Source organism: Streptomyces sp. NPDC030820 (assembly GCF_055572075.1).
This window is the reverse complement of sequence record NZ_JBVIEB010000024.1, coordinates 26,381-41,731: the sequence shown is the minus strand read 5'-3', so window position 1 is coordinate 41,731 and position 15,351 is coordinate 26,381. Positions and strand designations below refer to the sequence as shown.

General features: G+C 69.1%; 11 protein-coding genes and 1 pseudogene. 6 read left to right on the top strand and 6 right to left on the bottom strand.

Translation table 11 applies throughout. From position 1 onward, the window contains the following. Positions 1-21 precede the first annotated feature (21 nt). Both ACZ418_RS40115 and ACZ418_RS40110 read right to left on the bottom strand, forming a co-directional pair. Positions 22-516, bottom strand: a complete 495-nt coding sequence (locus ACZ418_RS40115) for a PaaI family thioesterase (RefSeq protein WP_468373217.1) — start codon at positions 514-516, stop codon at positions 22-24. Between the two features lie 153 nt (positions 517-669). Then, complete coding sequence (locus ACZ418_RS40110; RefSeq protein WP_468373074.1) at positions 670-1,161, bottom strand: winged helix-turn-helix transcriptional regulator; 492 nt, start codon at positions 1,159-1,161, stop codon at positions 670-672. Positions 1,162-1,256: 95 nt separating this feature from the next. On the opposite strand from ACZ418_RS40110, the gene ACZ418_RS40105 reads away from it, so the two are divergent. Beyond that, positions 1,257-1,955 (top strand): SDR family oxidoreductase, encoded by a 699-nt coding sequence (locus tag ACZ418_RS40105; protein WP_468373071.1) that lies wholly within the window; start codon positions 1,257-1,259, stop codon positions 1,953-1,955. Positions 1,956-1,967: 12 nt separating this feature from the next. Beyond that, entirely contained in the window at positions 1,968-3,551 is a 1,584-nt protein-coding gene (locus tag ACZ418_RS40100; protein WP_468373068.1) for an MFS transporter, read from the top strand. Positions 3,552-3,700: 149 nt separating this feature from the next. Here the strand turns inward: ACZ418_RS40100 and ACZ418_RS40095 are convergent, their stop codons facing one another. Continuing rightward, positions 3,701-4,960: a SpoIIE family protein phosphatase gene (locus ACZ418_RS40095; protein WP_468373065.1), complete on the bottom strand. Its 1,260-nt coding sequence runs from the start codon at positions 4,958-4,960 to the stop codon at positions 3,701-3,703. 254 nt (positions 4,961-5,214) lie between these two features. Here ACZ418_RS40095 and ACZ418_RS40090 point away from each other — a divergent pair. Next, positions 5,215-5,451 (top strand): annotated as a pseudogene (locus tag ACZ418_RS40090) (site-specific integrase); the annotation flags it as partial. 124 nt (positions 5,452-5,575) lie between these two features. Here the strand turns inward: ACZ418_RS40090 and ACZ418_RS40085 are convergent. From ACZ418_RS40085 to ACZ418_RS40075, 3 genes are all read right to left on the bottom strand, one after another. Further along, positions 5,576-6,400 (bottom strand): hypothetical protein, encoded by an 825-nt coding sequence (locus ACZ418_RS40085; protein WP_468373063.1) that lies wholly within the window; start codon positions 6,398-6,400, stop codon positions 5,576-5,578. Between the two features lie 180 nt (positions 6,401-6,580). Continuing rightward, the gene (locus tag ACZ418_RS40080) at positions 6,581-10,126 is read right to left on the bottom strand and encodes a CHAT domain-containing protein (protein ID WP_468373061.1); all 3,546 of its coding nucleotides are present in this window, start codon (positions 10,124-10,126) and stop codon (positions 6,581-6,583) included. A gap of 642 nt (positions 10,127-10,768) precedes the next feature. Beyond that, positions 10,769-11,470: a hypothetical protein gene (locus ACZ418_RS40075; RefSeq protein ID WP_468373059.1), complete on the bottom strand. Its 702-nt coding sequence runs from the start codon at positions 11,468-11,470 to the stop codon at positions 10,769-10,771. A gap of 308 nt (positions 11,471-11,778) precedes the next feature. On the opposite strand from ACZ418_RS40075, the gene hemL reads away from it, so the two are divergent. The 3 genes from hemL to ACZ418_RS40060 all read left to right on the top strand — a co-directional run bounded on the left by hemL (position 11,779) and on the right by ACZ418_RS40060 (position 15,246). Further along, positions 11,779-13,095 carry a glutamate-1-semialdehyde 2,1-aminomutase gene (gene hemL, locus ACZ418_RS40070; RefSeq protein WP_468373215.1) on the top strand — a complete coding sequence of 439 codons (1,317 nt, stop codon included), beginning with the start codon at positions 11,779-11,781 and terminating at the stop codon, positions 13,093-13,095. A 59-nt stretch (positions 13,096-13,154) separates the two neighbouring features. Beyond that, complete coding sequence (locus ACZ418_RS40065; protein WP_468373213.1) at positions 13,155-13,814, top strand: histidine phosphatase family protein; 660 nt, start codon at positions 13,155-13,157, stop codon at positions 13,812-13,814. 166 nt (positions 13,815-13,980) lie between these two features. Beyond that, complete coding sequence (locus ACZ418_RS40060; protein WP_468373057.1) at positions 13,981-15,246, top strand: polysaccharide deacetylase family protein; 1,266 nt, start codon at positions 13,981-13,983, stop codon at positions 15,244-15,246. The last annotated feature ends 105 nt before the right edge of the window (positions 15,247-15,351 follow it).

Below are 15,351 nucleotides of genomic sequence, written 5' to 3'. Positions count from 1 at the left end.
CCCCGGCGACACTGGGGGCGGTCAGCGGGCCGGGACCGGGAAGAGGATGCAGCTGCTGGTGGCGTGGGCCAGGAGCCGGTCGTCGGAGTCGCGGAGCTCTGCCTGGGCGAGGGCGGTGCGGCGGCCGCTGTTGAGGACGGTGCCGATGGCGCGGACCTTGCCGGTGTCGACGGTGATCGGGCGCAGGAATTTCAGGGTCAGGTCGAGCGAGGTGTATCCCATGCCCCGGGGCAGCACGGACTGCACCGCGCAGCCGGCCGCCGAGTCGAGGAGCGTGGCGTAGACGCCGCCGTGGACGCTGCCGATCGGGTTGTAGTGCTCCTCGCCCGGCACCAGTACGAAGACCGCCCGGCCGTGCTCGGCCTCCTCGAGGGTGAAGCCGAGGGTGGCGGCGATCGGCGGGGCGGGCAGGCGCCCGGCCAGGATCTCGCGGAGGAAGTCGAGACCGCTGTGGTGAGGGACGGCGTCGGCGGAAAGGGCGGGGTCTTCCCAGCCGAATACACGTGATCTGCGTATCTCCGCTCCTGTCTCGCCGGTCGCGCCGGTGATCAGGGACTTCTTCGGTCTGTCGGACATGAGGGCAGCTCCTCGGGGCGTGTGGTCGGTGTGGCGTGCCGGTCGGCGGTCTCGGTGGAATCGTCTCGACGGGTGTTTCGGCCGCCGCCGGGTTCAGGGGTTGTCCGGGCTGACGCGAATGAGACCCGGGCCGGCGTCGACGAACGAGTCCCCGGGCTGCACGTCGTGGCCCTCGTCGCAGCGGAGCACCACGTGCACCGGGGCGCCGCAGTCCTTGTGGCGCACGACCACGGGGGGCCCTTGTTCGCCCGCGGCCCAGGTGTCGCCCCACTGCCGCAGCGCCGAGAGGACGGGCAGGAAGTCCCGCCCCTTCTGGGTCAGTTGATAGGCGTACCGGGTCCGCTGGCCGGGTTCCTGGTAGGGGACGCGCTCCAGGAGGCCGGCGGCGGTGAGTTCCTTCAGGCGCGTCGAGGCGGCGGGTTCGCCGATGCCCACGCGCCTGGCGAAGTCGTCGAACCGGCGGGTGCCGAAGAACGCCTCGCGCATGATCAGCAGCGCCGTCCTGGTGCCGACGATCTCCAGGGTCCTGGCGATGGAGCAGTTGTCCATGGACCAGGCGTCCCGTTCCTTCAGCAGATCGTTCATCTCTCAGCCTCCACCTGGCTTGCCTCTTCCGAAGTCAGCCTATAACGTCGTAGCTAACTTCTGAAATCATTAGTCAGCTCTCCGAGGGAAGAATCATGGACGTCAGCACAGCAACCGCCCTGGTCACCGGTGCCAACCGCGGTCTCGGCAGGGCGCTCGCCCAGGAACTGGTCGCGCGCGGCGCCACGGTGTACGGGGCGGCCCGCCGACCGGACCAGATCGATCTGCCCGGCGTGAAGCCGATACGGCTCGACGTCACCGATCCCGCCTCCGTCGCCGCGGCTGCCGAGGCGGCCGGTGACATCACCGTGCTGATCAACAACGCGGGCAGTTCCACGGGCGCCGATCTGCTGACCGGCAGCTGGGACGCCGTACGCCTGGAGATGGAGACCCACTACCTGGGCACCCTCGGCGTGATCCGGGCCTTCGCCCCGGTGATCGAGTCCCAGGGCGGAGGCGCCATCCTCAACATCCTGTCCGTGCTGTCATGGATCACCTTCCCCGCCGTGGGCGCCTACTCCGCGGCCAAGTCCGCGCAGTGGAGCCTGACCAACGAGGTGCGTCAGCAGCTCGCACCCCGGGGCATCACCGTCTCCGGACTCCACGTCGGCTACATGGACACCGACATGGCCCGCCACGTCACCGAGCCCAAGACCGACCCGGCGGACGTCGCCCGTGCCGCCGTGGACGGCATCGCCGCCGGCGTACCCGAGATCGTCGTGGACGACCTCAGCCGCAAGGTCCAGGCCGGCCTCTCCGGTGGCGTCGCCGCCCTCTACCCGCAGCTCGGCTGAGACGAGGACACCATGGTCTCCACGCCTTCACCCGCCCCGGGCCGGCTCAAGCCGAGCGACCGGCACACCGGTGTCCGGCTCTCCCCGACCCAGCCCTCCCGGGCCGCCGCCACCGTCACGCTCATCGCGATGTGCCTGGGCGCCATGACGACCTTTCTGCTCATCACCGCCTCGGTGTCGGCGCTGTCGGCCATCCAGGACGACCTGCACGTCTCCCCGACCGGCCTCGTCTGGATCCCCTCCGCGTACACCCTGCTCGTGGCCAGCCTGGTGATGTCCGCGGGCACCATCGGCAACCTCTACGGCCGTAAGCGCACCTTCGTCACCGGCGCCGCGGTCATGATCATCGGGTCGCTCACCGTCTACGCCGCGGGTTCGGCGGGCGGCGTCATCGCCGGCCAGCTCGTCTCCGGCCTCGGCGGCGCTCTCATCCTGCCCAACAGCCTGGCCATCCTGGGAGCCACGTTCCCCGACCCCCACCGGCGCACCGAAGTCGTCACCGTCTGGGCGGCCTCCTCCGGCATCGGACTCGCCGCCGGCCCGCTGATCGCGGGCACACTGCTGGACCACTTCCACTGGAACACGGTCTTCCTGTCGACCGCCGTCCTCGCCGTGGTCACCATGGCCGTCGCCGTCTTCGTCGCCGAATCGCGCGGCCCCGAGGGCAAGCTCGACATCCCCGGCCAGCTCCTGGCCGTCCTGGGCATCGCCGCCCTCGTGTCCGCCCTCATCGAAGGCGGACACGACGGTTACACCAGCCCCCGGATCCTCACCGCCTGGTTCATCGCGGCCGCGGCCCTGACCGGTTTCGTCCTCGTCGAGCGCGCCGGCCGCACACCCATGCTGGACATCACCCTCTTCCGGTCGGCGTCATTCAGCGCCGTCATGTTCGTAGCGGCCGTCTCCCTGTTCGGCTTCACCGGACTGGCCATCCTGTCGGTGCTCTTCTACGAGCGCGTCCAGCACCTGTCCGCCCTGGACGTGGGATGGCGGCTGCTGGCCTTCTTCGGCGTCTACGTCATCGTCAGCTACGCGACCGGACGCGTGATCCGCCGCACCGGCTTCAAGCTCCCGCTGACCCTGGGCTTCCTCGTCGGAGCCGCCGCGGCGGCCGGACTGACCACGCTGGACCCGACCACCCCCTATGCCCGGGTGTGGTGGCTGTACGTGCTCTTCGGTGCCGCATCCGGGTTGGTGGCCGCGCCGAGCACCGCCGCCGCCCTGGTCAGCGTCTCCCACGAACGCGCCGGCATGGCCTCCGGAGCCGTCAACGCCTTCCGTCAGATCGGATCCGTCACCGGCTCCTCCCTCCTGGGCGCACTCCTCGCCAGCCGGCTCCAGTCCCGACTCCCGGCGCGGCTCGCCGCTCACCACGTCCCCCGACCAGCCTGGCCCGCCGTCGAACACGCCGTCTCCACCGGCACCGGCGGCCACCGAGCGACCCCGCCGAACGTGACCGCGGCCGTCGGCGACGCCTTCACCTCCGGCGTCCACGCCGGCATGACCGTCATCACCGCCGTCTTCCTGAGCGCGGCCCTCGCCTCGGCCCTACTGGTGCACAACCGACCGCACCACACCACCGCGACGACGAAGTGACGCGTGGGGGCCCGGCGGATGTGGCAGCCGCCGGGCGTCTTGAATCCCGATGGGTCCGGGGCGGGATCGTCGGCTTGCGGAGCCGGCGCCAGGGGAGTACCCCTGCGCCGGCGTCCCATGATCTACGCGGCGATCAGTTCCTCGTCCGGTCAGTACGGTCGGGTCGTTCGGTCCAGGCGGACGACGACGATGGCGATGTCGTCGTTGGCGCCGCTGGCGAGGCCCAGGCGGGCGAGGAGGGCGTCGGCCAGGTGCTCGGCGCCGAACTCGGTGCAGGTGGCGAGCGTGGAGATCAGGCGGGTCAGGCCGGCGTCGATGTCCTCACCGCGGCGTTCGATCAGGCCGTCGGTGTAGAGGACGAGGGTGTCGCCGGGAGTGTAGATCGCGTTGGCCTGGGGGCGGGGGATGTGTTCGGGGCGGGCGCCCAGTGGTGGGTCGGTGGCCTGGTCGAGCACGTCGCAGGTGCCGTCCGGGTGCAGCAGGACGGGAGGGGGGTGGCCGGCGCTGCTGTAGATGAGCAGGTGGCTGTGGCAGTCGACGAGGACCTGGACGGCGGTGGCGGCCAGCGCGCCCTCGACCGAGCGGGCGTACAGCCCCAGGACCTCCAGGGCCTGGGCGGGGCCGTGGACGGTACGGGTGGCGGCGCTCAGTGCGCTGCGCAGCCTGCCCATCACGGTGGCGGCCATCAGCCCGTGGCCGACCACGTCGCCGACCGTGACGGTGAAGCGGTCCGCGGGCAGGTCGACCGCGTCGTACCAGTCGCCGCACACGTTCAGCGATCCGGTCGCGGGCAGGTAGCGCACGGCGATATTCGGGTGCCGGGCCAGGTCCGGGGAGTGGAGCATGGCTTCTTGGAGGGCGACGGCGATGCGCCGTTCCCGGGCGTGGGCCTGCCGCAGTTCCTCGTTCAGCCGCTGCAGTTGCCGCGCCCGGGCGTACAGCTCCGCTTCCATGGCCGCTTCCCGGCCGGGTCGGACCGACGGCAGGTGCGCCGTGCGGTGGGCGCGGACGACATCGGTCATGTCCTCGGACCGGTGGATGATCCAGGCGACCTTTCCGTCGGGGCCGAGGACGGGCACGTTGATCGCGGTCCACCACCGCTCCTTGAACACGTCCGGGCTGCCGGGGATCGGGATGTCGTACTTCTGCAGCGCCATGTGATCCGTCTGGCGGGAGGACAGGACACGGTGCAGTGAGGCTTTCAGCGTGTCCACCCCGTCAGCCTCCGGGTCGGCGGGGTTGTCCGGGAAGGTGTCGAAGAGGTACTGCCCGATCAGCTCGGCCCGGCTCCGTCCGGTCACCTCGCAGAAGGCCTGATTGGCGTCGGCGATCACCAGGTCCGTGCCGAGCACCAGGCACGGGCTCGGAAGGGCGGCGAACACCCCTGTGTAGTCGATCTTCGGTGCCACACGCATTTCCTGCCAGTCGCTCGCTCCTCAATCTACGGAAGGTCCAGCTCCCGCGCCTGCCGAGCCGGCTCGTGCGCAGCGGGTTGCAATCCTGCCCCGCGGCGGTGCCGTCGGACGGTGTGTGACGGCGTCGCGAGAAGAGGTTCACGCAGGGCCAGGCGGTGCGGGCGGGCTGCCGCCCATCGGGGCGCACCACGGCTGCGCACCGGGCGGGCGGACATGGCAGAAACAGTGAGCTTCATCGGAGTGTGACCGCCGTACTCCTGGACGCGGGGGAGAGCATCAAGGCGCTCTCCGAATACCTCGGCCACGCGGAGCCAGGCTTCACGCTGCGGACGTACACGCACCTGCTGCCGTCCAGTGAGACCCGCACCCGCACGGCGATCGATGACGCGTTCACCGGTGCGGGGACACCAGGCGCCGGAGAGCCCCCGAGCACATCGGTGTCTCCGCCGAAACCCGTGTGCCCTCGATGTGCAGTGGTGGCCTGACTTCCCTTGCGGCTGCGGTCCCTAAGCCTGGCCAATCCGCATTGAGGGGACAGCTCAAAGACATGCCAGGCAGCACGGCTGATCCGTCGCTTCGTTCGACCGATGCGACATGTACCAACTGCTCTCACGCGGGTGGCCACTCGTAGCGAATGGGCGGTGAACCGGCAGTAATCCTGCGGGACAGCACGGCATTCAAGGTCACGCCGCAGCTGACTTCGTCCTGTACGACTGCGGGTGGCTCCAGCCCCAAGGCCCGGTAGAGCCGCACTCGGTGAATGGCGAAGACATCGGTCACATGGCGGCAGTAGGCGTCGACGCCGACCCGAAGGGAGCGGTGCGTGGCCCAGACGAGACCTGCGCACATCGACACCCACAACAACCGCGGCCAGATGCCCGGGATGAGGATTGCCCAGAAGCCGGCTGCTGCTGCGCACATCAGTCCCTGTACGCGCGCGAAAACCCGGGTGGCAGCAGCGATGAGCTCTTCCCGTACCGGCGCGTCAAGGGCCTTCACGAACGGGTCCCAACAGAGGGCAAGGTCGAGTCCGTACTTCCGTCTGGTCTCCGTCGACACCGAGACGAGTGCGTTTCCCAGAGCTGTCGGAAGCACCGGCACGCGGTCTCTCCGTCGCGGATAGCGCGCGTGCGCGGCTCGCTTGCGTGCGATACGCCAACCGTTTTGGCTCAGCCAAGCCTCGCGGCCTTCGGCGCTCAGCCCGGTCGGCGGCTCCGCCGCCTGCGCGGCGTGGAGTTCGGAGCGTCGAGCATGGTGCCGGGCTATACGGAGCTGGGTCCACGCGAGCGCGATCCGTGACATGCCCCAGCGGCCTGCGAGCACTTCGAGCGCGAAAGCCGCCGACGCGGACAGCGCCCATGCGGACATCACGATCACTGCAGTCGCGGCCGCCGTCAGGAGGACTGGTCCCAGCGGCCGCTGCGTGGCGATCATGCACGGCACCGAGGCTGGTGAGTCGGACGTGCGGCAGACGTGAGTTCCGGCACCACGCCGCCACAACACGACTAATGCGCCCGTCAGCCAGTACAGGAGCAGAGGGCCACCCATGACCGCGCTCCACCGCTTCGCGATGGGTTCCAGGAGTCCTTTGACCAGGCCGCCCAAGATCGCTGCCTAGGCCAGGACGAATGCGTCGGACGGGTGAGCAGGGCAGCAGTCGGCGTCGAACGGCGAATCCATATCGCCGGTGGCCTCCTCGGAACAGCCATCCACCGGGCACCTCCACACGATGGCGGACGGATCCGAGCCCGGAAGACTGGTGAAGATCGGCAGCCGCAGGGGCTGAGTAGTGGCTCCGGAGCCCGTAGGCGCGCTGTCCGGCAGCGGAGCGATGACGGACGAGAGCATGGGGCCGTGCAGCGTTGCCGAGTGTCCCAAACCTTGATGGACGAACGCGGCCCAGTACCAAGGGTCCTCGGCCCGCGTCCTGGCCTGAGCCGTTTTCCCGAAGGTCCGAGCCCGGGCATCCCGCAGGGCGCGGAGTTGCGCCGTGCGCAGCGCCTCCGCTGGAGGCATCTCGTCCAAGTTGAGCAGCGCATGGAAATCCCGCATGAGAGCGGCGGTCATGGCGTCGTCCACCGCCCACAGCGATCCCACCACGGCCGACGCCCCGGTCGCCGCGAAGGCTGTGGTCAGGCTCAACGCGCCGTCATAGTGCGCTCCGGGTACGGCTGTGGCGCAGGCGGACAGGACGACGAGCTGTGCAGATTTCCGCCGACCGTGGCCATCGTGACGCAGCCGGTTGAGGATCGAGGCGACACTGAGCCGTTGCCCGCCAGCGAGAACGAGGTGCGACTCACCGGAAGTGACGAGGCTTCGGGCATGGCAGGCGAAGTGGACCACTGGACAGTCGAGTTCGCCGTCCCGCTCATTCAGTGCGCCGAGCACCGTGCGGGGCGTCGCGGGCATTGCCCCGTGCCGACCAGAGCTGCTGAGCCGCTGACCTTTCGAGTAGTGCCAGCGGAAGATGTCCTCTCCTTCCTGACGGGCATGTGGCAGGTCCCCGGTCGGATCGACGACCACCACGCCGCTCCCGGTGAGCTGCGGGAGCGCTCGGTCGGCGTACCAGGAAAGGGCCTGTGCGGACGGCGCGTAGCTGAAGGCCATCGACTCAATTGCGAAGCGGTGCGCACCTCCGCCCGGCGCCGGCACCCGGTACCGAGCTGCATGCCAGGGGACAAGGCCGAGGGCTCCGGACGGAATGATGACGACGCGTGGTGTGCCCTTGATCCCTCTCTTGGTGAGGCAATGCGAGAGTGCCTCGATCGCGGCTTTCCAGGCCCAGTCACAAACGTTGCGCAGAGCCTTGCGCCATGAGGAGTCACTTGGCATTTCCTTGGCGTTCCTGGCCCGCAGTCGCTGGTCGTGTGCCGTCATGAAGTGCGCCAATTCAGGTGCGTGCTCACGAAGATGAGGAAGCCGCAGGGGTGTGAAGGCCCCGTCCCTGTTGGTGACCAAGGCCCAGCCGTGGCGCCGCCCGGCCAAGAGGTGTACCACGGCGTCGATGTCCAGGGCACGACACATCCCGACGATGTCCTCGGGCGTGGGCGCGGAAGTGATGTCGCCGAGTGCGGCACGCAAGGAGTCCCGCTCGCCTTCCGGCAGGGGCAGCAGGCGCCGCCTGGCAGCGACCCCGGGGAGCGTACCGAGCCGACCGTGCACCGGGATACCGGGCTGTGGACCCATTGGCGGGACGCCGACCGTCGACAGGGCCCCAAGCCACCGCTCACGCGCTGAGGAGAGCCCGTGCTGGATGGTTTGGTCTCCGACGGCATCCGCTCCGGTGACCGTCTCCACCAGGATCGCCCGCCCAGACTCCACGACTTCGAGGGCGGCTCGATGCTCACCAGCTTCCAGGCACCGGTGTGCGAGGTCGTCTGCCTCGGCCGCCACCAGGCGGGCCTGCTCAGCCGGCCGTGCACCTGGGCGTCGCATCAGAACATCGACAACACGGTCATGCAGATCGTCGCGGATCACCTCGGGGAAGCCGCGAAGTTCGTCGATCCCCCGCCGTCGCAGGGGTTGTCTATACCGCGTGGCACCCTCGTTCAGAACAATCCGAGTGCGCCGCCATACAACCGCGTCCAGATCGTAGTCGTAGCCGTCTCCACGGCGGCCTCTCCGTTCCATATCCAATGCCATCGCCAGAGTCAGGAAGTCGACCGCCAGCGTCTTGATCGGCTCTGGGAAGCGGGGATCCTCTACCGTCTCGATGAGGGCCGTGGCGGCGGCGCCGAGGACTTCGGTGTCGCGGCGATGCGCCCTGCCGCGGCTCGAAGTCGGGAACCCTACCTCGTGCAGTACCAGCAGGGCATGCCCGTACTCAACGCTCTGCAGTGCTAGTTGCTCAGCTGGCTGGTCCTGCCATTCTAGACAGTGCTCGAGCAGATCAGCGGCGACTGTGGCGTCATCCGGTGCGCGGAGCACCTCTGCACGGGCAATCAGAGACTGCGCGAGCTGAAGGGCTGTGGGCAGGTGGGCACCGTCCGGTCCTGCGGAGGTGCGCACCGCGCCGACAGCGGCGGTCACCGCGCGGTCCAGAGCAGTCAGGTCGCTGGTGCGCAGGTACTCGGCGTGATCCGCGGTCGCTAGCGCGGCGGTGAATCGCATGCGGCCGAGGATGCTTCGAGCGGCCCGCAAGTCCTGATCTGCGCCGGTGATTTCATAGCGCCACAGCAACGCCTCACCGAGCGAGCCGAGCCATGCGGTCCTGGCCGGACTCGACTGGGGAAGGGCCGGGAATGACAGGGCGCGGGTCAGCACGCCGATGAGCCGTTCCAGCGCCGCGCGGCTTCCGTGAGCCTCGAAGACGAGCCGCAGCGCGGAGATGAATGCCCTGGTCCACTCTGTCCATTCACCCGGCCCGAGCTCACGGGCACCAACTCGTCCAAGAGCCTCGTCCAGAGCGTCTGCCCCTCTCTCGAGGAGCTCTGACTCGGCGGAACGCTCGTACATGGCAAGGCAGCTGTAGCCGAGACTCGCGTACACCGCAGCCGAGGCGGAGAAGCCGCGAGCAGTAGGAGAGGTCACCGGAGATACGAGGCTGCGATGGATGTCCAGCGCCCTGCGCAGGTACGAGACCTCACCAGAGGTGGCGTAGTAGTTACGCTGGACCGTCCCCACGGCCCGCAACCAGTTGGTCCGTGCGGTTGGTGCCACGGGAGCCTCGGAAGCGAACGTCGTGGTTTCCCAAAGAACATCGGCCGCGGCTTTCAGATCATCAACGGCCCCGCTGGCTTCGTACCGCGTCAATCGTGCGGCCCCGAGCACGGCCAACCATGTCAGGTACACCTCTTGCCCGCCGCCTTGCCTGGCGAACCGGACGGCCGCCTCGGCATCGTCGACTGCACGATCGAGATCGTCCGGCTCCCGGAGGATCTCGTGACGCATGAGCAGCGTCAGGGCCAGGTCGCCAGGAGTGAAGCTCCAGCCCCAGGGCCGTTCTTCACCGGTGCTGGCATCGATGGAGGTCTGCAATCGGTCGATGTCCAGCGGGTCGACGACCCGATTCAGCTCATCCACGCTCCGGGTTCGCAGGGCTTGGAGCAGGCGGCCGCGCCCGTCGGCGGAAAGCCAGGTGTGCGTTGCGCCCGACGGATCCCGGTCGAGATAAGGGTCGAGCACGTCACGGATCTGGAAGGCGACGAGCAGCAATGCCACACCACGGGCCTCGCCCTCATATCCGCGGGCGGCTTCCAGAACAGGCAGAGAAGGGCGATACTCCCTCTGGCTCTCACCCGTATGAGAGCGGAGGAAGCTGTTTAGCTCGTCAAGCCGGTCCGTATCCGGTTCGACTGGTTCGCTGGTTGGCGGCCGTAAGACGTCGGCATAGGGAGTGGGAACTGCCCGCGCCTGGTCGATTCGCCGCCGCAGTTCCGGGAGGTCGGCGCCGAGAGCGTCAGCGGCAACGCCGCGACTGCGTCAGTGAGGGCATCCACCCTCCCCGTGGTCCCGTACGAGTCGAGGGCCCGTTCCCCGATGAGCTGGGCGCGCATCCCAATCGGCAGGTCACGCTCGGTGCCTCGGAGCCATCGCTCCGCCAGCCCTTCCACTACCGCAATGAATTGCTCGCGCCGTAACTGAGCCACTGCTGCCCCTCCCCGTGCCGCTATGGCGGCACAGTACCTGCGCTGGGGGCGGTCTCGCTGGGCATCGCCCAGCGCTCAGCGGAGCGTAGGGGCACATGGATGTCTCGGGCCCCACTCCATGTGCCCCAAATGTGCCCTGGCCGCCTGACGCCCCCCTCCGGCACTGGAAAGGGCGAGGCCCGAAGACCCCGCCCGAACCCCACGAAACGCCAGCTCAGGGCCACACCAAGCAATACGGCTGATGCCCCGCCTCATGCAGCCGATGGCTGAAGTCCTGCCACTCGTGCAGCAACTGGTACACATTGAACGCATCCCGCGGCCCGCCCCGGTCCGGGACCGTGGACCAGATGAAGGCCGCCGCGCCGACCGCTTCCTCGCCGATGCCGCGCAGGGGGTCGACGACGGTCATGGGGAGCTTGACGACCGCGTAGTCGGGGTGGAGGACGACCAGTTCCAGGGGCGGCACCTTGTGCAGGGGGACGCCCTCGATGCCGGTCAGCACCATCGCGGCCATGGTCTCCGGCTTGATCTTGGTGAACATGCCGTTCATGCCCAGCTCGTCGCCGCCGAGTTCCTCGGGGCGCATCGAGATGGGGACGCGTGCCGCGGTCGCGCCGTCGGGCGCGCCGAAGTATTTGTACGTCACCCCCACCCGACCACCCTTCCTGCTCTCCGCCTTCAGGCGGTCGGCCCGGTGGTCGAGCCGGCGGTCGCCCGGCCGGTCGAGCTGGCTCTCCAGCTGCCGGTCGGTCCGCCGGTCGTACCGCTCGGGCTCACCCGGTACACCCTGTGTCTGACGTGCGTCGCTCTGCCGTGCTTCGGTCGCTTCCTCCGCGTCGCGCCGGTGCCTTCCCCGCCGGGCACGTCGAGGACCGAGGTCATCAGTCCCCTCGCCCAGTCCGCCACCGCGATGCATATCTCCACCCGACTGCTTTTCTAGGACGCGTGGCCCCCGCCGCGCAACCCGATCATCGTGTCAGTGACCTCCCCCACGGCCGCCCGCCGAAACGTGCGGTGGAACAACAGTCCACGGGTTCTTGTCCGGCCTCTGATCATTACGTGCGTAAAAGCTGTGTGTATCAGTTCTCAGTCTCGCAGATGGCAGCCCCGCGGTGCCGCGGACCGGAGGTCGGCCGCCTCGCGGTCCGCCCGCGGCCTACCCTGAGGGGGTCACCCAAGCCACCGGAGTCCGAGAAGCCGGAGAAGTCGCACGCCATGAGTGCCCTGAGCGAAACGCCCTATCCCTACGATGCGCCCGCCTCCCAGGCGCTCTTCGACCGCGCCTGTGCCGTCACGCCCGGCGGGGTGAACTCGCCGGTGCGCGCCTTCCGCGCGGTCGGCGGCACGCCTCGGTTCATGGTGTCCGGCAGGGGCCCCTACCTCACCGACGCCGACGGGCGCGAGTACGTCGACCTCGTCTGCTCCTGGGGGCCCATGATCCTCGGGCACTCGCACCCCGAGGTCATCGCCGCCGTCCAGGAGGCCGTCGCCCGCGGTACGTCCTTCGGCACGCCCGGTGAGGGCGAGGTCGCGCTCGCCGAGGAGATCGTCGCCCGGGTCGGGCCCGTGGAGCAGGTCCGGCTCGTCAGCAGCGGCACCGAGGCGACCATGAGCGCCATTCGGCTCGCCCGTGGGTTCACCGGCCGGTCCAAGGTGATCAAGTTCGCCGGGTGTTACCACGGGCATGTGGACGCGCTGCTCGCCGCCGCCGGCTCCGGTGTCGCCACCTTCGCGCTGCCCGACACCCCCGGCGTCACCGGTGCGCAGGCCGGGGACACGATCGTGCTGCCGTACAACGATCTCGAAGCCGTGCAGGAGGCCTTCCACCGGCACCCCGGCGAGATCGCGTGTGTGATCACCGAGGCCTCGCCGGGCAACATGGGCGTCGTGCCGCCGGACCCCGGGTTCAACCAGGGGCTCAGGGACGCCTGCCACAAGAACGGCGCCCTCTACATCTCCGACGAGGTGATGACCGGCTTCCGGACCAGCCGCGCCGGGTGGTACGGGGTCGACGGGGTCGAGCCCGATCTGATGACGTTCGGAAAGGTGATGGGGGGTGGGTTCCCCGCCGCCGCCTTCGGTGGGCGCGCCGACGTCATGGCTCACCTGGCGCCCGCCGGGCCCGTCTACCAGGCCGGCACGCTCTCCGGCAACCCCGTCGCCACCGCCGCCGGGCTCGCCCAGCTGCGGCTGCTGGACGACGCCGCCTACGAGACGGTGAACGCCGTGTCCGCGCAGATCCAGGCCCTCGTCACCGAGGCGCTGAACAAGGAGGGCGTCGCGCACCGGCTGCAGACCGCCTCCAACATGTTCTCGGTGTTCTTCACCGACCGGCAGGTGCGCGACTACGAGGACGCCAAGCGGCAGGAGTCGTTCCGCTTCACCGCCTTCTTCCACTCGCTGCTGTCGAACGGCGTCTACCTGCCGCCGTCGTCCTTCGAGTCCTGGTTCGTGTCCACGGCCCACGACGAGCGGGCCATCCAGAAGATCGCCGACGCCCTTCCGGCGGCGGCCCGGGCGGCTGCGGAGGCCACCGCGTGAGCAACAGCATCAGCAGCAGCGTCAGCAGCAGGGACAAGGACGTCACCGTCGTCCATCTCATGCGGCACGGCGAGGTCGAGAATCCGACCGGGATTCTGTACGGGCGGCTGCCCGGCTACCACCTGTCCGAGCTGGGGCGGCAGATGGCCGACCGGGTCGCCGAGCACCTCGCCGCGCGGGACGTGACGTACGTCTGCGCCTCACCGCTGGAGCGGGCGCAGGAGACGGCCACCCCGATCGCCAAGACGCACGGTCTCGACCTGGACACCGACGAGCGGCTCATCGAGGCCGGCAACGTCTTCCAGGGCAAGACCTTCGGCGTCGGCGACGGCGCGCTGCGGCGGCCGGAGAACTGGAAGCACCTCGTCAACCCGTTCCGGCCGTCCTGGGGCGAGCCGTACGTCGACCAGGTCGTGCGGATGATGGGTGCGCTGAACGCCGCCAAGGACCAGGCGCGCGGGCACGAGGCGGTGCTGGTCAGTCATCAGCTGCCGATCTGGATCGTGCGGTCCTATGTCGAGCGGCGTCGGTTGTGGCACGATCCGCGTAAGCGGCAGTGCACGCTGGCCTCCCTCACGTCCTTCACCTACCTCGGCGACAAGATCGTGGCGGTCGGCTACAGCGAGCCCGCCATCGATCTCGTCCCGGCCCATCTGCGGGCCGGCGCCAAGCCGCAGAAGGGTAAGGGCGCCGTCCAGGGGAAGGCCTTCGGGGCCTGAACCGCCTGATACACCTGCCGCGCTCATTCCTGACGGTCCGTTTGAAGTGACTTAGCGCGCTTTTGCGGTATCCGTTACGAAAACCATACAAATCAAAGGAACCTCCCCGACCGTCGCGCCCTCTCTCTGGGTGACTACCACCACGCGCGACGAATCGGGGATTTCCATGCGCACCGTCTCCCGGACTCTCTCCCGCAGGGGACTGCTCGGCATCGGCGCGGGCGCGGCGGCCGCCGCCACCCTCGTCGGCTGCGGGAGCCACACACCATCGGACGGTGCCGGGCACGCGGACGGTTCCGGCCGCGGGAAGGACGGTCAGGACCCGGAGCACAAGGCGCCCGCCGGCCGGCCGATCGGGGACGGCTCCACGTCCTTCACGGGCAAGCAGCCGCACCAGCCCGCCAGGCCCGAGCCGTTGGAGCCCGGCCAGACCCCGCCGCAGTTCGTCATCTTCTCCTGGGACGGCGCCGGCGAGGTCGGCAACGGGCTCTTCCCGCGCTTCCTGGACCTCGCCAAGGAGCACGGCGCGAGCATGACCTTCTTCCTCTCCGGGCTGTATCTGCTGCCCGAGTCGAAGAAGCGGATGTACGACCCGCCGAACAACCCGCGCGGCGCCTCCGCCATCGGTTACTTCAGCGACCCCCACATCAAGTCCACGCTGGCCAACGTCCGCCGCGCCTGGCTGGAGGGCCACGAGATCGGCACCCACTTCAACGGGCACTTCTGCGGCGAGGTCCACGGTTCGGTCAAGTGGTGGACGCCGCAGCAGTGGCGGAGCGAGATCGAGCAGGCCAAGTCGTTCGTGAAGCAGTGGCGGACCAACACCGGCTGGCACGACCTGCCCCCGCTGCCCTTCGACTACGACAAGGAGCTGGTCGGCGGCCGTACGCCCTGTCTGCTCGGCCAGAACAACCTGCTGCCCACCGCCCGCGAGCTGGGCTGGCGTTACGACGCCTCCTCGCCGGGCGGCCGTCAGGTGTGGCCGGTGAAGCGGCTCGGGATCTGGGACCTGCCGCTGCAGCTGATCCCCTTCCCGGGGCGCCGTTTCGAGGTCCTGTCCATGGACTACAACATGCTCGCCAACCAGTCCGTGAACTCCACCAAGGCGCCCGCCTACAACTACCCGGGCTGGCGCAAGCAGTCCGCGCAGGCGTACATAGCGGGATTCCAGCGGGCATACGAGACAAACCGGGCACCCTTCTTCATAGGCAACCACTTCGAGCAGTGGAACGGCGGCATCTACATGGACTCCGTCGAGGAGGCCTTCAAGCACATCGCGCGGGAGAAGGAGAAGGGCGCGGACGTACGGCTGGTCTCCTTCCGGCAGTTCGTCGACTGGATGGACGTACAGAAGCCCGAGGTGCTCGCCAAGCTGCGCACGCTGGACGTCGGGCAGCAGCCGGCGGGCGGGTGGAAGACCTTCCTGGCATAGGGCTGCCGGAAAGCGGGTGGTGCCGGAAATGTCCCGTGTAAATACGCCCTGAAATGCGGTTTTCCGCCCGGCAGGGGGGTGCCACAGATCGCCGGAACGGACATG